Annotated in this window: 20 protein-coding genes; 2 read left to right on the top strand and 18 right to left on the bottom strand. The window is 34.5% G+C overall.

Features of this window, described 5'->3' with window-relative positions:
* Positions 1–4 precede the first annotated feature (4 nt).
* The 9 genes from MYP_RS19610 to MYP_RS19570 all read right to left on the bottom strand — a co-directional run bounded on the left by MYP_RS19610 (position 5) and on the right by MYP_RS19570 (position 14,866).
* Positions 5–4,375: a hypothetical protein gene (locus MYP_RS19610; RefSeq protein ID WP_045467311.1), complete on the bottom strand. Its 4,371-nt coding sequence runs from the start codon at positions 4,373–4,375 to the stop codon at positions 5–7.
* Between the two features lie 28 nt (positions 4,376–4,403).
* Positions 4,404–5,210, bottom strand: a complete 807-nt coding sequence (locus MYP_RS19605) for a DUF4595 domain-containing protein (RefSeq protein ID WP_045467310.1) — start codon at positions 5,208–5,210, stop codon at positions 4,404–4,406.
* Positions 5,211–5,247: 37 nt separating this feature from the next.
* On the bottom strand, positions 5,248–6,042 hold the full coding sequence (locus tag MYP_RS19600; RefSeq protein ID WP_045467309.1) for a hypothetical protein: 795 nt from the start codon (positions 6,040–6,042) through the stop codon (positions 5,248–5,250).
* 55 nt (positions 6,043–6,097) lie between these two features.
* A complete protein-coding gene (locus MYP_RS19595) occupies positions 6,098–6,622 on the bottom strand; it encodes a hypothetical protein (RefSeq protein ID WP_045467308.1) in 525 nt (174 codons plus the stop codon).
* Positions 6,619–7,107 (bottom strand): hypothetical protein, encoded by a 489-nt coding sequence (locus MYP_RS19590; RefSeq protein ID WP_045467306.1) that lies wholly within the window; start codon positions 7,105–7,107, stop codon positions 6,619–6,621. Before MYP_RS19590 ends, MYP_RS19595 begins: the two co-directional genes overlap by 4 nt.
* Before the next feature lie 11 nt (positions 7,108–7,118).
* Positions 7,119–9,644 (bottom strand): hypothetical protein, encoded by a 2,526-nt coding sequence (locus MYP_RS19585; RefSeq protein WP_045467304.1) that lies wholly within the window; start codon positions 9,642–9,644, stop codon positions 7,119–7,121.
* Positions 9,645–9,649: 5 nt separating this feature from the next.
* A complete protein-coding gene (locus MYP_RS19580) occupies positions 9,650–11,839 on the bottom strand; it encodes a hypothetical protein (protein WP_045467302.1) in 2,190 nt (729 codons plus the stop codon).
* Position 11,840: 1 nt separating this feature from the next.
* Positions 11,841–13,547: a hypothetical protein gene (locus tag MYP_RS19575; protein ID WP_052430367.1), complete on the bottom strand. Its 1,707-nt coding sequence runs from the start codon at positions 13,545–13,547 to the stop codon at positions 11,841–11,843.
* A 404-nt stretch (positions 13,548–13,951) separates the two neighbouring features.
* Positions 13,952–14,866: a T9SS type A sorting domain-containing protein gene (locus tag MYP_RS19570; RefSeq protein WP_045467300.1), complete on the bottom strand. Its 915-nt coding sequence runs from the start codon at positions 14,864–14,866 to the stop codon at positions 13,952–13,954.
* An 807-nt stretch (positions 14,867–15,673) separates the two neighbouring features.
* On the opposite strand from MYP_RS19570, the gene MYP_RS26205 reads away from it, so the two are divergent.
* Both MYP_RS26205 and MYP_RS19560 read left to right on the top strand, forming a co-directional pair.
* Complete coding sequence (locus MYP_RS26205; RefSeq protein WP_156140744.1) at positions 15,674–15,820, top strand: hypothetical protein; 147 nt, start codon at positions 15,674–15,676, stop codon at positions 15,818–15,820.
* Complete coding sequence (locus MYP_RS19560) at positions 15,798–16,274, top strand: JAB domain-containing protein (RefSeq protein ID WP_045467296.1); 477 nt, start codon at positions 15,798–15,800, stop codon at positions 16,272–16,274. Before MYP_RS26205 ends, MYP_RS19560 begins: the two co-directional genes overlap by 23 nt.
* Positions 16,275–16,404: 130 nt before the next feature.
* On the opposite strand, the gene MYP_RS19555 is transcribed toward MYP_RS19560, so the two are convergent.
* The 9 genes from MYP_RS19555 to MYP_RS19515 form a co-directional block, all read right to left on the bottom strand.
* Positions 16,405–17,349, bottom strand: a complete 945-nt coding sequence (locus MYP_RS19555) for a phage/plasmid replication domain-containing protein (RefSeq protein ID WP_045467294.1) — start codon at positions 17,347–17,349, stop codon at positions 16,405–16,407.
* Between the two features lie 210 nt (positions 17,350–17,559).
* Positions 17,560–19,002: a hypothetical protein gene (locus tag MYP_RS19550; protein ID WP_045467292.1), complete on the bottom strand. Its 1,443-nt coding sequence runs from the start codon at positions 19,000–19,002 to the stop codon at positions 17,560–17,562.
* A gap of 5 nt (positions 19,003–19,007) precedes the next feature.
* Positions 19,008–19,499 (bottom strand): hypothetical protein, encoded by a 492-nt coding sequence (locus MYP_RS19545; protein WP_045467290.1) that lies wholly within the window; start codon positions 19,497–19,499, stop codon positions 19,008–19,010.
* Between the two features lie 49 nt (positions 19,500–19,548).
* On the bottom strand, positions 19,549–19,848 hold the full coding sequence (locus MYP_RS19540) for an excisionase family DNA-binding protein (protein WP_045467288.1): 300 nt from the start codon (positions 19,846–19,848) through the stop codon (positions 19,549–19,551).
* A gap of 113 nt (positions 19,849–19,961) precedes the next feature.
* On the bottom strand, positions 19,962–20,729 hold the full coding sequence (locus MYP_RS19535) for a hypothetical protein (RefSeq protein WP_045467285.1): 768 nt from the start codon (positions 20,727–20,729) through the stop codon (positions 19,962–19,964).
* Between the two features lie 10 nt (positions 20,730–20,739).
* Positions 20,740–21,813: a site-specific integrase gene (locus MYP_RS19530; RefSeq protein ID WP_045467283.1), complete on the bottom strand. Its 1,074-nt coding sequence runs from the start codon at positions 21,811–21,813 to the stop codon at positions 20,740–20,742.
* Positions 21,814–21,981: 168 nt separating this feature from the next.
* The gene (mnmE, locus tag MYP_RS19525) at positions 21,982–23,364 is read right to left on the bottom strand and encodes a tRNA uridine-5-carboxymethylaminomethyl(34) synthesis GTPase MnmE (protein WP_045467281.1); all 1,383 of its coding nucleotides are present in this window, start codon (positions 23,362–23,364) and stop codon (positions 21,982–21,984) included.
* Between the two features lie 10 nt (positions 23,365–23,374).
* Positions 23,375–23,929, bottom strand: coding sequence for a thioredoxin family protein (locus tag MYP_RS19520; protein WP_045467279.1), 555 nt, complete (start codon positions 23,927–23,929; stop codon positions 23,375–23,377).
* Positions 23,930–24,023: 94 nt separating this feature from the next.
* Positions 24,024–24,944: a metal ABC transporter permease gene (locus MYP_RS19515; RefSeq protein ID WP_045467277.1), complete on the bottom strand. Its 921-nt coding sequence runs from the start codon at positions 24,942–24,944 to the stop codon at positions 24,024–24,026.
* Between the last annotated feature and the right edge of the window lie 24 nt (positions 24,945–24,968).

The following is a 24,968-nucleotide window of genomic DNA, read 5'->3' as shown; positions in this document are numbered from 1 at the left end:
GATCTTAATAATATCTGAATTGAAGTTTATATGAAGAACTTACCTTCTTTAATCCAGGTAAAGTGTAATTTAGTATAACATCATATTTTCCTTGAGATAATGAAGGAAAAGGAGAATATACCAGATTATGTATTTTCTTATCAGAAATATTTTGTGTCATTAACATAGCTGCCTTTTGTTGTAATTCAGCATAGTCTTTATACATATAAAAAGGTAGGTTGTAAATAATCTGAGCGTAAGCAGGTGTTCCCTCTGCAAATCCACTATTAATTTCATTTTCGGTTAATATTTTATCTGCCGAAGATTGTCTGATTTCAATTGCCTTTAACGGCGGAATTCCTAAGTCTTCTGTATTTCTCCATGTAATAAAGCCTGTACCGTTCAACGGGTACTGCTCGTAAATGAGGGGATAAATATCTTTTGAATACCAGCTATTATTTGTTCCAGCATTTCCGTCAATCATCTTTGATATGCTGGCATTTCCTGAAATTTCATATTTATCAAATGTCTCATCACCTGATATATTTACACCCATTTCGTCTAGGCCACGGTAGTTGTATATCGGATACGTCCAAGGCTCCGAAATACTAAGAGTTTTCATCTTCTCAGAGAAAGTATTGTATTTACTTGTCTTCAAGTTGGACTGATAGAATACCTTTTCCTCAAGAACCTCTCTTGTTCCTTCTATAGACTTGCTGGTAATGGAAGCCATTGCTCCATCAACATCGGCAGAAAGAGCCTTGTCATTGCTTTTTACATTGGCATCTATTTTCATCGCCTGACTTACCGGAAGGTTTACAAGTTGCAGAGAATAGATTTTACCGTTTTCAAGTGTTTGCGGAATATTGAAGAGAACTGTATTAGCATCAGTGTTGTATTGAATATCAGCAGTTATTCCTGTAGATTCGCCTGATTTGACAAATCTTACTTTTTTATTCCATTTTGGATCAGGTTCAAATAGCTCATCCTGACCTTTGAGCAATTGGACGTATCCCTGACCATACTCCGCTTTCAAAAAGTTATATTGGCTTATTGCAGGATAACTATATTTCACATTGGAAAGAGGGATATTATCAGGGGCGTCGCCTGTAGTGAAGGCTGCTTCCATAACCTCCTCAATGGCCTTTCCATTAACAAGCACTGGTTGCCATACACCATTTATTTTTTCTTCAAATCCCGCTTTAACACTTGTTTTAAGAGAGGCTTTTCCCGGAAGTATATCAAATGGCTTGAATGAAGCAACATCATTAGCCTCATTCCATTCCACTGTGCCTGCAACCTCAGATGTTCCTTTGTAAACCTTAAATTCTTTAACTATTGCCCTGAAAGTTTTGACCTTCCCATCCATGTCTTCCATATCAAAACTCTTGTCTATTACAAGATTAAAAGCAGCTTGCGGGTTATTAAATACATTAATATTTCCATCTCCTGTTTTAGGAGACAATTCTGATATTACTTTTATCCCTTCGACAACACTTCCTCCGCCAGTCATTTGGCATTGTTCTCCGATGGTCAGCTCGTACTTGCAGTTTCCTTTCACCATTCCTCCAAGAATATTATAGTAGCCTCCAACGGTTCCTTTCAGGAAGGTCGGATTGGGAAGTTTTGCCTGTAGCACTGCTGCGGCTCCTATATCCAGTATCTTATAATCTCCTTTAGTAAACAGGAGATCTACGTGAATACCCAGCTCGCCTTGTAGATAAGCATAGGATTGCCCACTAGCATACCAGCCATTTATACCAAGCTTCCCGCTGTTAACACATTGAACATTCTTGCCATAATTTTTAAGCATAATGTCAAAACCCGCACCAGCTCCAAACTGACCATAGAAAATGAGAAACTGCTTTTTACCTGTATTGGCATCAAATGAAGCTCCAAAACAGAATCCATTTCCTTTACCTAACGCATTTTCATCCCGCATGAAATTCAGATCAGCGCCTCCGAGAATTCCTGATACGTTCTCAGGAGGAGGAGGCATACCTGGAATGTTTGTACCCACCATAAAGTAAGAAGTGGCAGTAAACATTCCCATAAAGTTCAGCCCCAAACGGGTATCAGGTGTTCCAATGTTGATGTACCATGATCCTTTTTCAAAGTGCATGACAGCACCACCAGCAAGATTATTTGGGTGAATTCCTCTGATCGTATTATTTACATTGACATACACATCGAAGTTTCCATGTAATACCTGATTCTCAAAATCCATAGAGATACCCACATTAGCCATGATAGGAGGATTACTTCTCTGAGTTAGCTCAGTCATAAAATATCCTTTTCCATCAAAAGCTATATACCTTACCCCACATTTATCAGTAAAGGCTATTTCAAATGTAGCATCAAGATTGAAAGCCTGAGCAGACGGGAAAGTTCCTGCCACTACTGTTGCTTTTAATCCAAGAAAAGTTTTCTCATCGGGAACATATTTTGTGCCTGAAGGAGGTGGTTGAAGATCTACAACCTGAGCCTTGGCCTGTCCTGTAACAGTGAGTTCAGAATTGGATGCTACAGGCGCTTTATCCAGTTTTGGGTTATTCATGTCTGCCCGTCTCATGTGATGATAAAGTCCTCCTCCGAAGCCATACAGGCCGAATCCGGGTCCGCAAGGTATTCCTGATGGAAGCATTACCAGGGCATCAACATACCAATATCTCATTCCTTTTACATTGCCGAATTGGGCAGTAGCCCTGACCGCAATACCGGGTTGAAAGGTAGCATCTACAAAACCACGGAATCCATTCCCGTAGACTTCATCTTTCTTATAAATATCAAGCTCTCCATGAATGGTATATGCTTCACTGCTGACATCTAAAACCAGTCTATTAAGTTCAACATGATCGAACTTAAATCCATCTTTTATAGATCCACCTTCAGGATATTTTCCGAAAACAGTCAATGCTCCCCGTCCTGAGAATCCTCCTTCATCCTCCTTCATCATGTGAACATCCAAACCAAAGTGAAGTCCTATCATACTTTCAGTTTCACGTCGGACTAATCCTATTTCTTTGAGGGTTATTGAAAATCCTGACATATCGCTGTTTTCTGAGACAATGCTGAATACGCCATTGACAAAATAAGGCTTTACAGAAGTTAAAGTCAGATTTTCAAATATGATCCCTTTAAATTTGGATTTATTTCCTCCACCTGCATCAGGGCTTACAGTGACCTCTCCATGAAGCACAGCAGTGGGAATAAATTTTTCATTCTGATATGCAAGCGTCACAGAGGAACTCGGATAGAGTTTCATTAATGCTCCCCACATTGGTACCTCAAGTGAATCTCTGTTTTTAACAGAAATCAGGTAATTATTGCCTGACTGAATAACAGCGGTGTAATCAAGCCTTTGATCCCTTTTGGAAATAGGAACAACCAATGAACCCTTGAAGCCTGCTCCGGTGAGTTTGTTGCATGTTAACTGAACAGAAATTTCGTCAACACAAAATGGCCAGTCTCCAACAGATCCTTCGTTGATTGGTATTACATTCCTACCGGAAATCCATCCTGAAAATCCAGTAGGATCAATCATAGCATTGGAAACCAGTAATTCTTTTCTTTGATTAGCCTTTCCTGTTTCGAATTGTTTCGGAAGCTTTACAGAAAGCTGTTTTAAGTAAAATCCTCGCCAGAGGTTCGTGTTTCCGGTTATGTCAGGATTAGTGTAATCTTTTGGGAATATCAACCCTAAAGGATTTGCGACATCACTCTGATCTACCCAAGCATCCTGAACATAAAAATCGAATCCTGCAAGTTCTGGAACTTGAAAAGGTGAAATACTGACTTTAGCAAGGATATTGCTGAAGTCGCTCATTTGAGTTTCGAAATCGGCTCTTACTCTTGCGGGCTCAGGTGCAATATTTCCATCGGGGTTTACTGGAATCAGGAAATCCCGGCAGAATTCAAATGTGCCTTGAACTCCCATGCCTGTGAAACCATTACAGTCGAACTCAACATAGGTCTTTCTTTCACTCCCTTTTAATGTAAGCTTTAGTTTATTGCTGATTCTTATTGGAATATCAACTGCCAGATTCAGTCTTGCAACACTGGCTCCCTTTATCCCATTAGGTGTAATGTTTATTTTTGATCCAGAGAAGGCAAGAAAATCTCCTGTAGCAGGTACTTCAACCATTGATGAAGCTGAAATATAGGATGGGCCCTCAGAGTTTAAAACAATACTATCTATTCCAACAAGATAATCCTGACCTCCCATGCTTTTAGATAAGCCAATCGGCATATCAGTAGGTAAAGCCTGATTCATCTGGTTTATAATTCTTCCTTCTTCAATAATTGCTGCATGAATGATTCCTGCATTTGAATAGGAGTCCTGTGCAACAACAATACCTGTAGTAAGGAGAAGGAGAATAGATAGTATTGTTTTCATAAAAAGGTATTAAAATAAGGTTCTTATCTTACTTGCATGCGTAACTTATTTTGCTTTTTTGTTCATAATAGGGCTGATCTGGTCTATTTGAATCCATTACTAAATAATTTCGGCCAACTATAAATCCATCAGAGTTTAAGTTATATTCATAAGTGGTAGTCATTACACCATAACCCGGAATGGTTTCAACTTCTTTAGTAACTAAATTTTTACTTCCTTTTCCATAAAAGCCGGGTATGAAAACTCTATCATCAAAAATATTGTACTTATTTTCATATTGAGAAGTAGTATAAGTTACTTCATGTTTTTCACTGGGAAGAATAACTAATGAAGAAACAAGGTTACCTTCAGAATATACATAGCTTGTAGAATCTACAGAAGTCGATGCATCTTCATAACGTGCCTTTCTAACCTGCAACACAATTTGATTATCGCTATTGTAGGTATAAAAAACAGTATCATAACTTAAATTATTATAGTTCCACATTTGAGAAGAGTAGTTTACACTTCCATTATCATTTAAGTAATGCTCACCTTCGAATAGTTTGGTTCCATTTGCATCATAGCTAACTTCTGTAATTTTATTTGCCGAATAGGTAAAAGCCATGTATCCGTCATACTTACCATCCTTATCAGATTTATTGACTTTTATAAGTTGCTTTTGTGTGTTATATTCAAGTACGTATTTCCCATTATCCTGAAAAGCAATTGTGTCAGGTAAGCAAATAATAGATTGGGCATCGTCAGGCTTCACGTCCTTGTCTTTCTTGCAGGCCGTAAATGCAAGAACTGTCGAGCATATTCCAAAAGTTAAGGTTAAAAGATGTTTTTTCATTTTTTATTGATTGTGTTTTTGATTTATAGATTCATACTCATTTAATCCCTATGTCCAATAATGTTGTTACATTAGGATCATCAGGTAAAGGCTTTAATGTTTTTATTGTAGTTGAAGAATTATTTAACTTACCTTTTGTAACCTTAAACCAATATTCTCTAGGCTCAAGATTATCAAAATATGCGGTTCCATCAGCTCCGGTAGTATCAGCAAAATCACTTGCGCCTAGGCCAAAATAAGTCTGCCAAGAAAATGAATTACTATAAAGTGGGTTTGTATCACTATCATAGTCATCCTTAGTATAGAATAATTGTACAATAGCCCCATCTACTGCATTTCCATTATTCTTAATGTTAAGCTGTAACCGAGTCGGAGTATTTGAAAGATTAGTTTTCAATTGCAGGGAACTATATTCATCACATCCTCCTATATTTCCATGACTCTCATAAACACTTTTACATTTATCGGGATCAGTGCAAATTTCGTTACTCCTGAGATTATTAAGTGAATCTTGTTTTATACGTACCCAATAAAATGTTTTATTCTTGTCATTTACCTGATAAGACCTACGATTAAAGGAGGGAATGATTCTGTTTTGATCAACCAAATAATCTTCTTTAGTTTTATAAAGATAAACTTTAAGGTTAGTTGTATCAGGCTCAGGTGTGAAGTTCCATCTTTCTAATGAAATTTCAGTTGTCCAGGAAATGTCTTTATCACATTTCTCACATGATGAATTTATTATCAATAATAAAATGATAATAATATTTTTATTGAAAGATTTTAATAAAAACAAAGACTTCATGGTACATTCATTTACTTTATTAGCCATTAGAATTAAATGGCCAATATTGATAATTCACATTTTGTCAATATTGTGAGTACTATTATTGTTTGGTTGCTCCATAACACTTTCCAAACTTACCTGTATTAGGATCTAATTCTCGTATTTCATACCAGTCATAATTAAATCGCACACCCATTACCAGAATTTCTTTGTCATCTTTTTCCAAATAAAATGGCCAAAGAAATCTAATATCTTTCTCTGCTTCTTTTCTTCCAACTTCCTTTTCATACTCTTTATATTTATCGGAGACAAGCTGAGGCGGTATAAGGTTTATTCGTAAAGAACCATCTGCATTACATATGCAGGCGTTATATGGAGAGGTTAGATCCTCCAATGCTCCAAAAACTAGAATAACACTATCCTTTTTGGGGGTTATTGATGGAATGAGTCCATGTTTTTGTCTGTCAACAACCCTTTTGGTGATCAATTTACCGCCATAAATCCATGATACTTCAAATCCCATTTCTCCATCCTTTTCAAAAGGATGTTCAGTTCCGAATACATCAACTACTTTTGCGTTTTCTATCATATTATGACCAAATGGCTTTCTGTTATTCCAGATCACTGTTTTGTCGCTCCAAAGCACTGTCCAAACTTACCTGTATTAGGATTTAATTCTCGTATTTCATACCAGTCATTGTTAAATCCAACAGCTATCACCAAAAAATCATGTCCATCCTTTTTAAAATAATATGGCCAAAGAAATCTAATATTCTTTTGCGATTCAATTTTTCCTACTTTTATTTCGTACTCCTTAAATTCTTCTGAAATTAATTTTGGAGGAATTAAATGAACTCGCACAGAGCCATTAGCATTAAATATACATGCGTCATAGGGAGATACTAATCCTTCTAATTCTCCAAAAACTAGAACCATACCATCACCTTTGGGTGTTATGCATGGCATCAATGATTGTTTTTGCCTATCAACTACCTTTTTACTTATCAATCTATCATTATCCAGCCAGGATAATTCCACCCCCATTCTACCTTGTCTAGTAAAATAAAGTTCTCGTCCAAAAACATCTACTACTTTTGCATTTTCAATCATGAGTTTATTTTTTACTTTAACTCTTGTTCTCCAATTAGTTTAAAGAACATGGTGTATGGATTATTTTTATTATTAAACACTCCTTCTAATACTTCATATTGATGACCTCCACCAGGATATGTTTGTCCTGCATTAGGCCCAGTTAATTCTAATTGTGGACCAACTATACCATCTCGAACTTTGGTCGGATTAACTATTTCATATTCTCTCACAACCAGAATACCTTTAGTCTCATCTTTCCAGCTTTGTAAAACTGCGAGCTTCTCTCTTAACTCCTTAACCGTTGAGATTTGATGCCTTGAAATCCATCCTCCGGGTTGCAGTTGAGTACTATATTCGACACAATATATTTTCTCTCCAGGCTCTAATAGCCTCTCTGTAACATAGGTTCCTCCAAAGTAGGGCTCTCCCGTTGGATTTTTTTCTGTAGCTTTTATCAAATATTCATTTACTTCTTTGGAAGTTAAATTTCTTCCCTCTTTAAATCCTAAATCAATTGCCAAATCTCCATCTTTTGATTTAAGTATTTTATAACCACATTCAGTCTGAGTCACACTTTCATACTTCCAGTAAGCTCCCCATTTGGAAACTATAAATTTGCCATTAACAACTTTTCCAATCTCATCCCCCTTTATTCCTTTGATCAATAGAATATTTCCATTTTCAATGCTTAATTTAGCTCCTGATTTTTCAAATTCCGAAATTAAACTTTGTATTTCATCAGTATAGCGGGAGATTAATTCTTCCAATTCTTTGGATAGAGCAGTTATCTCTTCAGTTTTTCCTAATAGCCCATCAAGTTGATCTATTTGAGTTTTATTGATAATACCATCGTCTACTATCTGTTTCCTGTTTCTTTTCCAAAATATAATAGCATCATCTAATCTCTTTGGTAAACCAGTAAGATTAGCACCTACGCTGAAAGTATTATAAATTGTTAATATTGTATGAATATTAGAAATAAAATCACTTCCACTCTGTCCAAATTTATTTTCTATATAACTTTCGACAGACGTGATATCCAATGTAAGTGCCGTTGATGCCGAAATAACATCAAGAACTCCTATAATTTTAACCGTTGATGTAGTTGCATTTCCCACAACTCCAATACCTGTAGCTAAGGCCAGAAAGTTCGCTGAAATTCCGGCAAGTTGAATGACGCTTTTTGTCTTTGCTTTATCTTTTAGCCAGTATAAATATATTGCAGGGACAGCTCCCACATAATAGCCAATTGTATTTGGTAATTCTATTCCAGGTAATTGACTATTACTGATAATTCCAACAGACGAAAAAGGATCAAAGGAAACCTCTATGTAGTCCATGCCTTCTCTGACATGAATTACAGAGGTGAATTCTCCACTGGCATTTGGCTGAATTGTAAAATTAACCCCCTTTTCATTCCATCTGAATACTTTATTGCTATTCCACAGATTGTCCCAGTTATTGTCAAATGGATTAGCTTCTGAAGCAAGTCTGTATAAGGCAAAAATCAAATTGGTGTAATCCTGTGGACCAGTAGGAAGATCGTCTGTTTTATTGATGAAGTTTAGGTATAGCTTGTCCTTCTTTAAATCAGCAATTAAATATCCTGCTTGGGAAAGTGGTGCATACTGCAATAAAGAAACCGAAGCTTTTTCACCTCCATTATTATCAGTAAGATCATACGATGCAAGTATTTTCAAAAAGCGAATACGATCTGAATATGGAATTTTTTCTATATCAAAACTGGCAAGACTGTTGATCAGGGAAATAATGTTTGGAGCAGTTTTAAATTCCGATAGCCTGCTCAAGATATTACTATTTGAAGCGTTTTTTATATCGTTTAAGACAGCGATTATATTGTGAATCTGTTCAATAATAATATTACAACACTGGCTCTGTGTATTGTCACAATCAGAACCATTTGAAGAAGCATTGTCTTTTGCAAAAATATTGTCAAAAAATCTATCCCTGACATCAGGCTGGAGCTTCCTGTCAAAATATATAACAGGCTCAATCGTCTCTTTTATATTCTCCTCTGCAGGTTCAGTTGAAAATGTATAAAGTGCCAATACAACATATACTCCGTCTTCACCAAGGTTACTTTTACGAGCTACATCTTCAATGAACCTTTTCTTTATATTGCTTACTTCCTGTTTTATTTTCTTAAAATCTTCGCTATAAATCTGATCACTATTTAAGGAAAAAGCAGCTTCATATTTATCAGGATCTTCTATGTAATAATGCCAATCCGTGTCTATAAATAATGTATATAATGCTAGAGTTTGAGGCGGTCTTTCGTAGAAGCTTTTAAGGTCTGAATTCAGATTGGGATTGCAACTTATCCGTGATTTATCTTTTCGTAAATCAAAATGAAATTCCTTTTCATTACTTTTCTTCTGTTTATTAATGAAGACAATGGTTTCTTTCAGTAATTTATCATAGCGATCTTCATTAATATAAATTGTATCCTGTTTTTCTCTTCCCAATACATGAAAAGAGAAGAATATAAGATAAACAATGATGCTATTGTACAATAATGTTTTAAATAATTTCATTTAACCTATTTATTAAAATTCTCTTCCTTGTATTTAATTATCAAGGGTTCAATTATTTTTTTCAATTCTTTGTCTGATGGCTTATCCTTGTTCTTTACAGATTCGTAGGCATCAGCAGAAAATGCTTCTATATTTTCCTTTCTCAGTATTTCATTGGCAGCGGCAATTGTTCCATAGAGAGATAGAAGTAACTTCCTTTGCTTTATAAATTCATTTTGTTCAGATGACAAAGTACTGTTGCTTTTAACCCGTAATGGTTTAAAACTCTTTGCTGAACTTGTATCATAATCAAGCGTAGCTTTATTACCTGTCCCAAATTCTATTACAGTGTTTTCGTTTAACTTTTTAAACTGATTCAGATTCGATAAAAATACTTTTTTAAGTTTAACCAAGCTATCGTATTTCTCTTCCCGTATTGCAACCAAAATTTCCTGAAGTATTAACTTAAACTCTTGCGGCACAGAAGGACTCGTTGCAACATTCTTACTTTGTACACTATTCACATTAATCGTCTTCCCATTAGCAACCACAGTATCACCTTCTTTAATCTGCGTATCTTTTGTAACAATCACCTGCTTACCATTAACTGTAATTGTATCACCCTCTTTCACCTGTATATTTCCGTTAAGAATAATCACAAAAACCGAATCCGATTTAGCTGACGGGCTAGCCTTTTCATTTGCCTTATTATTTTTTCCAGAGTTCTTATTTTCTGTTACTTTATTGTCTGGTGTTTCCTGACAAATATCCTTCTTCAAAGGAGGTGTTGGAGCCATTGACCTGTATTTGTCGATGTTGGCTTTTACAGATACTATTTTTCCTTTGTATACCTCATATTTCTTGTTTACACTAATGCTATTAAAAGCTGTAAGAATATAAGTATTAAGAAATGGAATATATGCTACACCTGTTCCTGAAAAGATTCCATTTGTACCATTAGCAGAAGTAACTCTTACCTGAAAGCCATCTACAAGCAATACATCATTGGGAAAAAGCAATTCCAGGTTGGTTGTATTGTCAACAGTTGGTTTATTAACAGAAACACCGCAATCCTGAAATGTGGATGTAACTTTGGTGCTGAATGTATCAATAGGACTGAATTCGCTTTCAATCGGATCGCATGCACTTTGAATCTGGTACTCATACTGCTTATTGGCAGTAAGTCCCTTAATGTCGGATGAATTCTGAAAAGCTTCGTTCTTATACCACGTACTTGTTCCTTTTTCCCTGTAGCGGACAATAAAGCTTTGCGGGCCAAACATCTGATCCCAGTTTATTTTTGCCGTCTGAGGACTCTGAACTTCAGCCTTAATATTGACAGGTGGTTTGCATGGATCTCCATAAGTAAACATACAGACTTCTGAATATCCATTGTTTTTGAAAAGGTCTTTTCCGCCTTTGTCTTTTGCCTGAACTCTCCAGGCATATTGCTGTCCGGGGATTAACTGTGTTTCAGATATGCCATAGTAAAGTGTGGAGTTATCAGTTACCGCCTCAAATATAGGAGGAGAGCTTAACATGGCATCGTTAGGGTTTCTGCCGATTGGCATTATCTGAACCAATCTGAAATGATATTCAGTCGTAAAGGATGCGTTGGGGGAGGTTAAATGCATCGGAAGCCATTGAAATACGATGTTCTGAGGATAAAGCACTTTTATCAGGCTTTGACAGGTTGGGGTAACAATTCTTGGAGGATCATTCAATACAATCCATGCCTGACTAATTGATTTATTCGATATAAGCTTGTTTCTTTCATAATCAAATACCTGAATGGAAAACTTATAAATACCTTCAGGCAAGGAAGCATTTTTCTGGTATTGTTCTTTGGTGATTCCCTGAAAGATCAAATTATTAGGATCAAAATACGGAGCAAGATCAGCTCCGCTCAGTCTTTCCATCATGCCTGAAGTAAGTGCTATTGCAGGATAGTAGCCATCTGGTTTGGACTGTATTTTAATTCCGACTCCTTCAATGGTGAGTTGAAGCTTTACATTGTAGGTCGAAATATTGGCATCGTTGAAAAGGAGACTAACAAACAACTTTTCGTTTTCAGGATTGGCATAATCCGACAAATACAATGAATACGGAGGTATCAATTGAGAATTTACCGTGACAGGATAAGTTTGGGCAAAGACATTCTTTCCTGTTGCGATAATTAAAAATGCTATAAAATAAAAACGTAAAAATCTCTTCATGTTAAAATGTATAGCTATAGCCTAAGTTTCCAGTGAACTCTGTATAATCTGGAGAAACCTTAGAGTATTTGTTTAGAATAATCATGTTTAAAGTCAGATTGCTTTTCTTCTGAAATTTGTATGCAAGTCCTGCCACAAAGTTGATAGCCCTTCCGGTATTCACTTTTTCAGTCAAAAGAAAATTGTATGTTGTAGTCAGGCTCGTTTTTAGTTTTTTGTCTAGAAAAAGCTTGGAGAAAGAAGCATTCGGCCCAACAGCATAGGAATTAATATCAGCCATATTATTCTGATTGGCATTCACGCCTGCCGAAATTGATAGCTGTAATGGCACTAATGAATATCTGTAGGCCAGATTGGTATTATAAAATCTGGATGTGTTATTAGTAATCTGTTCGCCTTGTGTCTGCGTGGCCTTTTGAAATGAGAAGTTGAGATTTACCCCATGTTTCTTTTCTTTTCCTGTAGAATTATATCCTGTATTAAAGCTGGCACTTTCAGACACCTGATAAAAGTTTAATGTATCGAGAGTTTGGAACTGATTGAAGTTCTGAGAGATCTTATTGTAAGTTTTAAAGTTCGAATACTGAGCAGCAAAATTCCATTTCTGATTTGGTACAAAACTTATCGCTCCTGAACCAAGCAATCTTTTTACTGTACTTATTTCCTGTTTATTCAGATTGTTTCTTTGCATTCCGACATTGGCTGAAACATTCATTTTCTGTTTGAACAATCGGACAGAAGGAGCTACTGTGATGTTCTCCAGATCATTGTTAAAGAAATAAGAACCGAGTGTTTTATATTGTGGATCTATTCTTTCATAGATCAGTCCGAGACTATATAAATTAGCACTGTATGTCAGACTGCTTTTAAACGCTCCGTAAAACTGTGTAGAGTTTCTTACAGGAAAGAAAGGACTGAACATGTTCGTTTGTTCCCCTGTTTCAATCGGAGCTCTTAAATCTCTTGTATAAGCGCTTCTGGCATATTCGGCAGCTACTACTATTCTTTTTGCCAGTTCCTTTTGCATATTGATTGAGAAGACCATATTCTCAGCCGGGCGAATATCACTCTTTACAGGAACCTCGATTGATCTTACATCATCTTTTGACGAAAACCAGATCAGATCTATAAAATCACTTCCTTTGCCAACCCCGATTTTAAAACCCATTCCCATTCTTTTATAGGATGGTATTTCACCTGCAACATTCAACGTGTCTTCTTTCACTGCTTTACTGAGTCTTCCATACATGGCTGAAAAGCGGAAGATTCCGGGAGTAAGATCAACTCCACCACCCAGAAAAGTATGTCCTGCCAGACTGTATTGTGAAAAGGTCATGTTGCGATAACCTATATGCGCTGTAACCCACTTCCAGTGAGGTGTAAGTCCATATTGCGAGAACGGCTGGTTATAGGCCATACGGTTCTGGTTAGACCATGTAACGGAGAAGGGGACAACCCACTGGTATATGTTTAAAGTTACCCCTCCATTGATAAAAGTCATAAAAGGAGGTCTTCTGTTAGGAATTCCGCTCACTCCATAAAGAGTCTGAGTAGTTCCAATAGTACCTGAAACTTTAATAGGTTTTTCTTTGCCAATTGCTTCGAGATCCTGAGCCTTTAAATCAGTAAAGGATACCCAAAGTATGGCAAAAAATACCAGAATATAAATTATAAATCTGTCAGTAATAAAAATGTAAAAAGCTGGCATTTTGGTGTTTTTAACTACCCCATGTAAAAAGAATCATACAATATAATGAGATTTTAATTTACGCTCACAAAACGCAAAGTAATTTCGATGAATAAATTATTCTAAGCCTTTTTAAAAATGTTTAATCTAAAATAATGCCGGTAAAATACAATTTTAAACCTTGTAAGATAGAGGGCAGATTGTTATGTTTTTTAAAGTTGTTTGTCCTTGTTTGATCCAGCTATTGAATGTCTGAAATGTTCGGAAACCGTTTTAAAGCATTTTTCAAGGTCTTTATAATCGATCGGTTTAAAGATGTTAGCAGTCATTATTTGGTATCATTTTGAGAAAGTTAATTGGGCTTGAGAGATCTTTGAAGTATATTGAAATTCTTTCAAAGATCTCTTTTAAGGGGTTTTATCACATTATGGTATAACAACCATCTTCTTTGTATCAGAAATGCTATTGCCTGCTTTCATCAAGTAGTAATATGTACCAGCAGGTAAACTAGAATTATTTAATAGCACCATTCCGAATGTATTGTCTACTCTTAGGGTTTTCATTATTGTGCCTTGCTCATTATAAATCACTATCTCGCCTTCGTTTAATGATTCAGGTAATTTGAAATTAATACTTGCAGAGGTTGAAGAGGGGTTAGGGTAGGGAAATGAAAGATTAAAAGGTACCTCTTGCCTTGGATTAAGAGAAGATGTGATTTTGGGCATAGTTCCGGGAAGACTATATACTTCAACTTTGCTATTGTTAGGGCTTACTGGTTGACTATATGTAAGGGCGAATAATTTCCATCCGGTGGCTGTATTGCAATACATTCCTGATTCGTTTTTATTCTCATTTATAAAATTGATCCCTCCATTGTAATTATAACTTGGATAAATTGAATCTATTTCAAAAAGTGAAGAACCGTCTTCAGAGTAAACTATGTATTTATTGGCGAAGGTATAGTCTGCAAAGTTCTGGTAAAATATTCCGAATTCTATTTTCGAATCGGAATTAAACAAATTATCAGATATATGATTGGTTTTGATGGCTTGATAACCTTCTAATTTTGGAATCGAAATAGTTTTATATAGTGAAAAGTCAGAATTGTAAATTCTGTATGTTGTGCCGGTATCATTATTTACAACAAACTTTTCCCCAAGTAAGCTAAAGTTTACATATTTGACAGGTGTTTTCGTATTGGGAATTACTTTTTCCAGTTGGATTTGAGCAATTATGTTATTTGCAAAAAACAAAAGTAATAGTGAACAGATAATTTTGGGTGTAAGCAGAGTTTTTGTGCTAAAGACAGTTGTTTGAAGTTGCACTAATGATTTTTTCATAATAAAAATTGTTTGTTGCCTTAAGGCCTTGAGGCGGGTTAAATTTAAATTGAATATAAGATCATAAAACAAAAAGGGTGGCCTTTAAACTGTCTATCCGACCTAGGAACGGCCAAGCCCCCAAATGGATAAAACAGAATAAGGCGCACCCTTTCTGGATGCGTCCCTAAACTATTTCCCCATTTGATCTTAAAATTGGCCGTTTTAGGTCGGAGAAATTTCAGTTACGCTTATGTTATATGTCTGTTATTTAGTTAGTTTTCTTCTATAGATTATCTTATTTTTTCACAAATTAACCTTAAATTCTTGAAAATTCAACGATTTTTCATTGATAAAGATTTGAGAAATCTCCGATTTAAGAGTTTTTTTTAATTGAAACAGGTAAACGTAGTCCAAGTTGAGAATATTCTCTTAAAACCTCTTAGAATTAGTTATAGAAGCTTCAAAGAATACCTATATTAATTGATTGTACCTTGATTATACCGCCGAAAGAAAAATGCCTTGAAATTATATTTACTTTAAAAACTTAGAATGGTAAAGGGCCAAAAGAAATCAACTCCGTACAGACTTGTCAAGCTAAGATGTCGCAATTGCAATAAGATTGTCGAACGCTATATGTATTTGATTAAAACATTCAAGTATTGTTCCGCAAAATGTAAACAGGTATCAAGCCGAGGGAAGGAACCTGTGAACAAAATCAAGTATGTAGATCTGATTCCTTGTACTTGTGAAAATTCAGATTGTAAAAAAATACTAAAGTTAGCACCTCATAAAGTCAGGAGCTTTAAGTTTTGTAGCCGATACTGTATGTATAAAACTTTAGCTAAGAAAAGAATTACTGACATTGCACCGCAATTGGTAGATATCAATTCTATTAATTTCGTTGGATCATTTGTAAATCAATCCTACGTTTACGAAAATGATTTCGTGAATGAAAAGGAAAAGGGTAAATAATCTTTTGAAATCTGAAAATCTTTCTGAAGTTGAATTATCATATAAGTACAAAGCCAAGCCCTCTTCATTGCCTCAAATAACTTGTTCAGGAGATGCCTATAATTTATTGCTTAGTATTTGGCAGATGGATAAAATTGAATACATCGAAGAGTTTATAGTTCTTTTATTGAATAGAAGCAATAGAGTATTAGGCTGGACTAAGGTAAGTAGTGGGGGAGTATCTGGTACTGTAGCAGACCCAAGAATAATTTTTCAAACAGCTCTTCTTTCGAATGCATCAGGAATTATATTAGCACACAACCATCCCTCAGGCAATATCTATCCATCAGAACCAGACATTCAATTGACTAAAAAAATGAAAGAAGCTGGGAAAGTACTGGAGATTCCAGTATTAGATCACATAATAATTACTTCTGAAAATTACTATAGTTTTGCTGATGAAGGTAAGCTATAAGCTAACTTGATTTAAATACTCAGTAAAAGTTTATAGGACTGCTTATAAAAGTATTTGTCGATTTTGTAATGAAAGTTATTTGGGAAACAGTTCTCTTGTTATAAGCAGTCTATAGCTGTTTTAAAAGTGTTTATTCCTGAAGTTGCATCTCTGCTTCCTGTTTTATTTTATTATTCAGTTCAATAATTCCCTCACAGGTTTTAACAAGAGAAGATTTACTACATAGCTCTTTAAGCTTATATATTAATCTTCTATCTTTTCCTGTATTTTTAAATGTTCCTTTATTTTTTTCTTGTTCAAGCATTTCTAGAACAACATGTTCTCCTCCAAGACTATTTAATCCTAAAATCATTAATTGTTTTTCAAGGTTTCTGATGTCTTTAAAAATAGAAGTATCAAACGATAATTTTTGGTATTTATAAATTTTAAAATATTCGTCGCTCCAATATTTAACCACTTCCTTGTAAAAGTCTTTATCAAATAAATCTTTAACAAGTAAATTTTTTCTGAAAAATTTTAATGCAACAGACTTTTGAAATTTAATTTCATATCGTAAAACATTTTGATTTATAAATTCTGGAATTCTATTAATGCCATAAGCATCTGTTTGTCTTGTTTTGTCATAAAAGGTTAACTTTCTATATGAGTTTTCATAATACAAAGTCCCATTTATAAATGGTGAAGTTTTATAACCTTGAAGTGGGCCTAATAACCTAAAGTAGAACTCAACTTCATTGTCAACAATTATATTTGAAGCAGCTTCAAATAGCATTACTGAGAAATTTTGAATTGGTAGTTTTAACGCTTTTGAAAGTTTATCAAAAGCTTTTTCTGTTGCTATCCTCGTTAAAGTATATTGATTTGTTCCGTGATAGTATTTGCAAATACTTCCTTTAATTACAATTTCTTTTTCTTTTACTTCTACTATTAAATTATCTACTTTGAATTTTAATTTTTGTATAACACCATCTTTACTTTCAATGGTTGTTTCGAATGGTAGATTTGATAATTCAATAAATAGGTTTTCTTTACCTAGAGTATGTGCATCTATTTTGATTAATATATTGTCGTACATTGATTTTAATGTTTAGTAATTAATAGTGATAATAAATATTAATTAAAGAAGTGAAAGCAGACAAAAAGTGTCTGTTTGATACAATATTATTACAAGCAGGACTTTTGACTTATTAAAAATCTAGAGTCTTACTCAACCTAAAAGCTTAAATTCTTATGCAGTTATGCAGGAAGTAGAAAAGTTGAACGTAATGATATTGCTATAAGGAGATTATAAAATAATTATCCTTTTTCTGAGGTCTGCAGGTTCCTGCGTATAATCGATGTTATTTAACCTAAGGTACTGGAATATCCAAGACGTAAATTGTCTGGCAGAAATTCTGCGATAGTCAGGGTATAATTTGACAAAATTTTTAAGTTCAGATTCTTTATCCCAAACTTTTTGTCCCTCGGTAAATCTGGGGTGGAAATAGTTATAGAAGTCAAGATTAGTTCTTTGAATTATTTGCTTCGCAACTACGTTGATTTTTTTCGCAGAGATAATTCCATGCCTCAAGTATAATTGGACACACTCTATCATGAAAGCGTAGAATTTATTCCACTCTTCATCATCCCATTCGTCGAATAGCCTATGCCCGAACTCTGATAGTGGCGTTTTGTTTTTACCGAAATAATTTCCTACTTCAAAATATTCTTGTCTTCTCTCTTCGCTATATCCCCCAGACCCAGTTGGAATGTAGTTACAAGTCATGCAAAATTTACCACTCTCTTTAAATGAGATATTATCTACATTTTCCCAAAGTTTCTTTAATGGTAGTATTCCTGTAATTACCTGAATCATGGAATCAAAATTGAAATTCTTATTCATGTCCTCCATTAAATAGATTTCAGTATATCTCTCAAATCCGGAAAATGCATTTATATCTTTGACTCTTTGATTCCTTCCATCAAAATAGCTTACTCTTCTCACGTAAGATAGGGCTCTTCCAAGAATACTCTTGCCAACGCCTCCTTGAGCTTCATCGTTATCTGATATTTCCTGATCTGTGAATATCACTGCAAATGCTTTCGAAGGATCTTTATAGGTGTGCATTAAATAACCTAAAAGTGTCATTAATGATGACAATCTCTTAGTGTCATTATTACATATCTTGTAGCAAAATTTATAAAAGACTGCATCATTCTCCTTATATTCTATTTTGCAGTATTCCTTCTTAATTATTTGTTTATCCCAGAAAGTGGATTCAAAGTTTTTGTATTCTATTTCTTCAATTGTGTCCATTGTAGTTACGACTACTTTACCCAGGAATGGTAAACAACATTTATCAATTGGATCTTTGAATAACTGTAATTTTTGACTCTTTAAAGTTGATAAAAAATCGTTGCTAAAGTAGGAATTGAGACCCTTTAGAACTTCTTCCTCCAAGTCTTCTTTAGTTAATTCTTTACCATTGGGGAATTTTTTAATAATAGGAGGAAATGACTCTACAATACTTAAGATAAATGATATAACTTCTGTGCGATCTGCAATAGTCAATATGTTCTTTCTCTTTTCTCTCAGTAATTCAGACCTATTATTTTCATTTGTTTTGAATTCTTGTTCCAGTAGTCTTTTTATTTTCCATCTTTCAAGTATTATTTTGCCGTTATCATCATATCTCCAGAATATTTTCAAATCATCTGGATTTTTTATTTCTATATATTCATGTGTCATATTATTTAGTTATTTAGTGAGAATTTGGTTGACAGACTTTTCATTTTGTATTTAAGTACACTTAGTTCCGTTCCTAGATGTAAGTGAGATTTTTCCCTTTTATAGAAACCCTTAATTAAATCATCTATTGGTTTTTCTGTTAAAGCAATATTTAATTGATGATCATTGGGAGGTTTTGAAAAATATACTACATAACCGTATAAAGGATATGCCCCCCAGATCCACCCATTACGGTCAACTTTTAAGAGAGGGAACCATCTATATTCATCATTAATAGGAACAAAGATCAGCGGGTCTGATTCTCCTTTACATTCTTCTCTTATATATGTTATCACTAATTGAATGTGAAAAATTAATTTTCCTAAATTCAAATGGTGAGATTTATTCTTGAAATACGCATCTATTATTCTGAATGATTGATCTGTAGGGTAGAGATACACTTTAACATAACTTTCAAAGTATTTATATTTGTAGCTTGATTTTTTATATCTAGTCATAACTCTTTTAAGTTCTTGGATGATTGATTTTTTTAAGTGAAATATATTTCTACCTTTTTTTATTTGATAAAATGTAGGTATTAGCTGCGTTGTCTATTTCGCTATTTGACTTGACTTTATTTTGGAGAAGCCAATGGTCAAGCTCATCACGTTTAAAATATATGAGCTTTCCAGATGGTTGATAGTGTGGAATGGCGTTCGTATAAGTTTTCTTATACAAAAAAGAATCAGAAACATTTAAATAGATCAATGCTTCTTCGAAGGTTAGAATATTTTTATTGTTGATGTATAATTTCAGCAGCACTTGCTGAATTAAAGAGAGGGTATCTGATAATGATTGTTTTTGCATAGTCTTATTTCGTATTGACTATGCAAACTTACATATATAATTTGGGGGGCTAGGTTACCGTATCGTTACCAGTCTTTACCGCAACCATACCAGTCCTTATAAGACCATAGTTATTATTGATTATTTAATTTATTAATGATTAGGTCTATTATCTGTCCGTTTTTTGTTCCGTTTAAATTTTTTTCTTGTAATGCATATTTGGCCTGCTTTATATTTTGAATTGCTTTATTAGAAGAATTATAAAAATATTTTCCTCTAGATATGATTGAATGATATTGAGTATTTATTGGAATGAAACTATATTCCGTTAATTGATCAATTAAATAAGCAAGGTCAGGTTCAGTTGCATTCCACGTAATTTTAAGTTGTCTATTAAGTTTCATTCCAGAAAAAATACTTAAAAAATCATCTTCATTTGCATCAATTAATTTATATAAAGTAAGTAATGAGAATAGTTTTTTGAGAAGTTCATTTGATTTAAGCCAATTAAATGTTGGTGTTTCTATTTTATGGTCATTAAAAATATTCCACGGTGATTCAAAGCCAAATTTTTTTAAGAGAATCTCATATTCAATTGTATAAACATCATCATCATCTACGTTTATGCCAAATTGTTTAAGCTTGTATTCATAGTTTATTTTTTCTAGATAAATAAAAGACATTACACTTTCATAACCATTCCTATATAGTTTACTTTCTTGTACAGAAAGGAGTTCATTCCCTTTAATCAGTTTATTGCCTTTAAACTTTAAACTATTAGTTAATATATTTAAAAGTGCATCGAAAATGATAGGTTTGGGAATCTCAGATTCTAAGAGTTTTTTATAAAGTTCTTTGAAATCACTTGTAATTTCTTCTTCTGAGTTATATTTTTTGGCCATAAATTAAATTTTAAAAATTGAATGTTGGAATGTTATTTACAGCTTTAGTTTTATTTTTATCCATAATTTTTGCATATATCTGTGTGGTTTTAATATTCTTATGTCCAAGGATTTTCATTACCATATACAGGTCTGTTTGATGTGCAATGAGAAGGGTAGCATGAGTATGTCTTGCGCAATGAAAGGTTATTTTTTTAGTAATCCCAGCTTTCATAACCCATTGTGCTAATTTCAAATTATACCAAGCACTATATCTGAGCCCCTTAAATATTTTCTCTTCGGGAGGCCCTTCTTGGCCAAGCCATTCCCTGGTTTGATTTGTAATTGGTAGATATTCTTGTCCCTTAGTTTTTACCTGGCGAAAAGTTAGGCGCCAGCCATCATGTTTTGAATATTGTAAATTTGACCACTTAATTTCGATGCAGTCGGACCAACGCAGACCACTTAGGCAACTAAAGATAAATGCTCTTTTTAAAATTGGGAATTCGCAATCAGTAACAATTAATGATTGTACCTCTTCTTCTGTTAAATATTCCCTTTCAGGATCTTCTTGTTTAATTCCCTTTATTCTTTTCGCAGGATTATCATTAATGATTTTATTTTCGAAAGCTATCCGTAAGCTTGCACGAAATTTATTAAAATAAGTAGATGCACTGTTTTGAGATACTTCTTTCAACAGATGTTCCTTGAATTTATTAATCAGATTTTCATCAATATCAGCAAAAGTAATTCCTGGCTTTGCAAACTTCTTTAATTGTTGATAACATGAGTTCCAGCTATCAAAATTACTCTTGCTTGAATTCTTGTCTTCTACAAGCATTTTAAAATACTCTAAAAAATCTGTTTGCTTTTTAAATTCAGGAACGAAACCATGACTTAGAGATTGAAGTTCTAATAATCTTTTCGCTCTGATTTTTTCAGCTAAAGCTAGGGTCTCTTTATTTTGTTTGCGTTGTTCGGAAGTAGTAGGAGAGTTAAAAATTTTAAGTTTTAAAAATTCATATTGCCTTTTCCCATTTTTATAGTATTCAAGGTAGAGACTACTTTTCTCTTTTCCTCTTTTTTCTCGCAATGTTACTTTCATATTTTACCAGTTTTATGTTACTATTTGTTACTAATGAATAAATAGTAACAAATTAGTAACAAAGTACGGGTACTTAAATGAAAGAGTCAACCAAAAGTATGAAAATATTTTTCATAACAAACTGTAAATCAGGTGTTTGTTTTCATTTACTTTCATTTGTTTTCATACTTACTTTCCGATACAGAACTTACTAAAAATATTTCCTAGTAAATCGTCTGTAGTTATTTCTCCGGTAATCTCTCCAAGATAAATCAAAGAGCTCCGTATGTCCTGAGCAAGAAGCTCGCCCGAGATACCGTCGTCTAATGCCTCTAAAGCAGCTTTTAAGGCATCTCTTGACTTGATAAGACTTTCGTAGTGACGAACATTGGTGACAATCACGTTACCGGTCTTAAAGTTGGCGAAGTTTACCATTTCCACAAGATTGTTTTTTAATTCTTCAATGCCCACCTTCATTGCAGCTGATATAAAAATGATGCCATCAAAGTTTCTGAATTCAATAATATTGGATTTATCCTTGTCAATCTTGTTGCCTACTACTACAAGGGGGATATTATAACTCTTTAATTCAAGCAGGTTTTCTTTAAGTTCCTTTTCTGAAGTAGAATTAACATCAAACAAATAAATGATGAGGCTGGCCTGCTTCATCTTTTGTTTGGTGCGCTCAATACCTATTGATTCGATCTTATCAGATGAATCCCTCAAACCAGCAGTGTCAATAAAACGAAAACGAATTCCTTCCAACACCATTTCATCCTCAATAAAGTCGCGGGTAGTACCTGGTATTTCAGAAACTATCGCTCTTTCTTCATTGAGCAATACATTGAGAAGCGTGGATTTACCCGCATTGGGCTTTCCGGCAATAACAGTTGGTACACCGTTTTTTATAACATTACCAACATCAAAAGAGCTGATCAGATGATCAATTACTCTTTTAATTTCATAAATAAGGCTCTTTAATTGAGATCTGTCCGCAAACTCAACATCTTCTTCACTGAAGTCCAGCTCCAGTTCTATCAGAGATGCAAAGTTGATGAGTTGTTCTCTCAGTTTTTTTATTTCGAGGGAAAAACCACCTCTCATCTGATTCATCGCTGCCTGGTGCGCAGCTTCAGTCTCAGAATATATAAGGTCTGCAATAGCTTCTGCCTGAGCAAGGTCGAAACGACCGTTTAAGAAAGCTCTTTTGGTAAACTCACCTGGTTTGGCAAGCCTTACACCATTTCTGATCAGTAGTTGAAGGAGTTGTTTTACAATATACTCTGAACCGTGGCAGGAGATTTCAATGACATCCTCTCTGGTAAAAGAGTTTGGTCCTTTAAAAAGAGAAACAACTACTTCATCTAAAATTTTATCTCCATCTCGTATAGTTCCGAAATGAATGGTGTGCGATGCTGCAGTTGCTAAATCCTTACCTTTAAATATCTTTTGTGTTACAGGAATGGCATCTTTGCCGGATATCCTGATTACCGCAATAGCCCCTACACCTGAAGCGGTGGCAAGAGCGGCAATTGTATCTTCACTTTCTATGTTTCTACTATGAGGTTCCACTTAAATGGGGTTAGTTGGCATCGGGACTGTAAGACTGCTGAAATTGCTCCCAGGTTTTTGTCTTATAGTGTTCCTCTCCGTAATAATGTAAAATTTTATCCAAAATATCAACATCCAAATAGCCTGGAACAGGAGAAAGGAGGTTTTCATTGCTGTCGAGATATACAGTAGTAGGGTAACCGGTTGCATTAAAGATAGTTCTGGCAAGGTCTCTTTCTGAAATATCTTTTCCTTTGTATTTTATCATTTTGCCGCTTTCTGCATTCAGTTTTACAGCGTAATATTTTTTATTCAGATACTCGGCAATTTTCGGATCGCTCAATGTGGCTTTATCCATCTTTTTACACCATCCGCACCAGTCAGTATAAACATCTATAAATATTTTCCTTGGCTTTTTAGCATTCAGTTTAATTGCCTCATCATAACTTAACCAATTAACTCCTTCATTTTTAGTGGGATGTTCCAATGAAATGCTGGTCGCATTAACAATTGGCTTATGGAGAATAGTAAATCCTGTAAGGGAAATGCAAATAGAAAGTGCAGAAATTATAAGTACTTTTTTCATTTAGATATATTTAGAAAAAACTCTTTAGGTAACCGAAATTTTAGGGATTTAGTTTTTAATAAACCTGTTTGACAATCCCATTTGACCGGGATTATTACTGATTTTTAAAAGAAATCCTTCCTTTGCTCTCCTCAATGATCATTCCAGTTTTGTAAGTTTGGTTTTTTTTCCTGAAAAGCCCATACCTTGGCGAAAATATAAAGGCAAGAGCAAATATAACTCCTGTCATTGTTGCCATCGCACCAGCAATAGAGCCGTCAATTTGAGTAGCAAGAACATAACCCGAAATAGAACTTAAAATTCCGAATATTCCAGCCCAAACAAGCATTAATTCAAAACGATCTGTAAGAAGGTAAGCAGTTGCTGCCGGAACAATCAAAAAAGCTACTACCAGAATAGCACCCACAGATTCAAAGCTGGCAACTGTTGCCAGGGATACCATACTCATAAGAATATAGTGCCACAAAGCTGTACTATAACCAATAGCTGCAGCATAGGACGGATCAAAAGTGGTCACCAGCAATTCCTTATAGGATGTTAAAATTGTAATCAATACCAGCACAAGTATGCTTCCCATGATCCAGATGGCTTGAGGACCAAGGTTTAATCCGGAATCTGTTATCCAAACATCTAGTGGCACATAGGCTATTTCCCCATATAAAACACATTCCTGGTCTATATCAACTTTATTGGCAAAAACCGAAATCAGGATTACGCCTAGAGCAAACAACCAAGTAAAGGTTACGCCAATGGAGGCATCCTCTTGTAACCTCGCTTTTTTATGAAGGAATTCTATAAGAAAAGTGGTAAGAATACCAAGAATACCTGCACCAATAAGCATTGGAATGGTTTGTCTGGATCCGGAAATCAGGAATGCCAGAACAATACCTGGAAGTACGGCATGCGAAATGGCATCACCTACCATGGCCATTCTTCTTAGTATCAGGTAGCAACCTAGCAGACTGCAGGTTACTGCAACTAAGGCTCCTGTAAGTATAATCCAAAATGAAGACATGTTTTTCTTCTAATTGATTTTTTC

The organism is Sporocytophaga myxococcoides (assembly GCF_000775915.1).
Classification (GTDB): Bacteria; Bacteroidota; Bacteroidia; order Cytophagales; family Cytophagaceae; genus Sporocytophaga; species Sporocytophaga myxococcoides_A.
This window is presented reverse-complemented; position numbering and strand designations above follow the sequence as displayed.

Bases quoted from the DNA above. Each gene is read 5' to 3' on its own strand.
- MYP_RS19600 (WP_045467309.1), bottom strand. From the start codon at position 6,042: ATGGCTAATAAAGTAAATGAATGTACCATGAAGTCTTTGTTTTTATTA.
- MYP_RS19575 (WP_052430367.1), bottom strand. From the start codon at position 13,547: ATGCCAGCTTTTTACATTTTTATTACTGACAGATTTATAATTTATATT.
- MYP_RS19580 (WP_045467302.1), bottom strand. From the start codon at position 11,839: ATGAAGAGATTTTTACGTTTTTATTTTATAGCATTTTTAATTATCGCA.
- MYP_RS19550 (WP_045467292.1), bottom strand. From the start codon at position 19,002: ATGACACATGAATATATAGAAATAAAAAATCCAGATGATTTGAAAATA.
- MYP_RS19520 (WP_045467279.1), bottom strand. From the start codon at position 23,929: ATGAAAAAAGTACTTATAATTTCTGCACTTTCTATTTGCATTTCCCTT.
- MYP_RS19535 (WP_045467285.1), bottom strand. From the start codon at position 20,729: ATGGCCAAAAAATATAACTCAGAAGAAGAAATTACAAGTGATTTCAAA.
- MYP_RS19570 (WP_045467300.1), bottom strand. From the start codon at position 14,866: ATGAAAAAATCATTAGTGCAACTTCAAACAACTGTCTTTAGCACAAAA.
- MYP_RS19590 (WP_045467306.1), bottom strand. From the start codon at position 7,107: ATGATTGAAAATGCAAAAGTAGTAGATGTTTTTGGACGAGAACTTTAT.
- MYP_RS19545 (WP_045467290.1), bottom strand. From the start codon at position 19,499: ATGACTAGATATAAAAAATCAAGCTACAAATATAAATACTTTGAAAGT.
- MYP_RS19585 (WP_045467304.1), bottom strand. From the start codon at position 9,644: ATGAAATTATTTAAAACATTATTGTACAATAGCATCATTGTTTATCTT.
- MYP_RS26205 (WP_156140744.1), top strand. From the start codon at position 15,674: ATGTATAAAACTTTAGCTAAGAAAAGAATTACTGACATTGCACCGCAA.
- MYP_RS19610 (WP_045467311.1), bottom strand. From the start codon at position 4,375: ATGAAAACAATACTATCTATTCTCCTTCTCCTTACTACAGGTATTGTT.
- MYP_RS19540 (WP_045467288.1), bottom strand. From the start codon at position 19,848: ATGCAAAAACAATCATTATCAGATACCCTCTCTTTAATTCAGCAAGTG.
- MYP_RS19605 (WP_045467310.1), bottom strand. From the start codon at position 5,210: ATGAAAAAACATCTTTTAACCTTAACTTTTGGAATATGCTCGACAGTT.
- MYP_RS19530 (WP_045467283.1), bottom strand. From the start codon at position 21,813: ATGAAAGTAACATTGCGAGAAAAAAGAGGAAAAGAGAAAAGTAGTCTC.
- MYP_RS19555 (WP_045467294.1), bottom strand. From the start codon at position 17,349: ATGTACGACAATATATTAATCAAAATAGATGCACATACTCTAGGTAAA.
- MYP_RS19515 (WP_045467277.1), bottom strand. From the start codon at position 24,944: ATGTCTTCATTTTGGATTATACTTACAGGAGCCTTAGTTGCAGTAACC.
- MYP_RS19560 (WP_045467296.1), top strand. From the start codon at position 15,798: ATGAAAAGGAAAAGGGTAAATAATCTTTTGAAATCTGAAAATCTTTCT.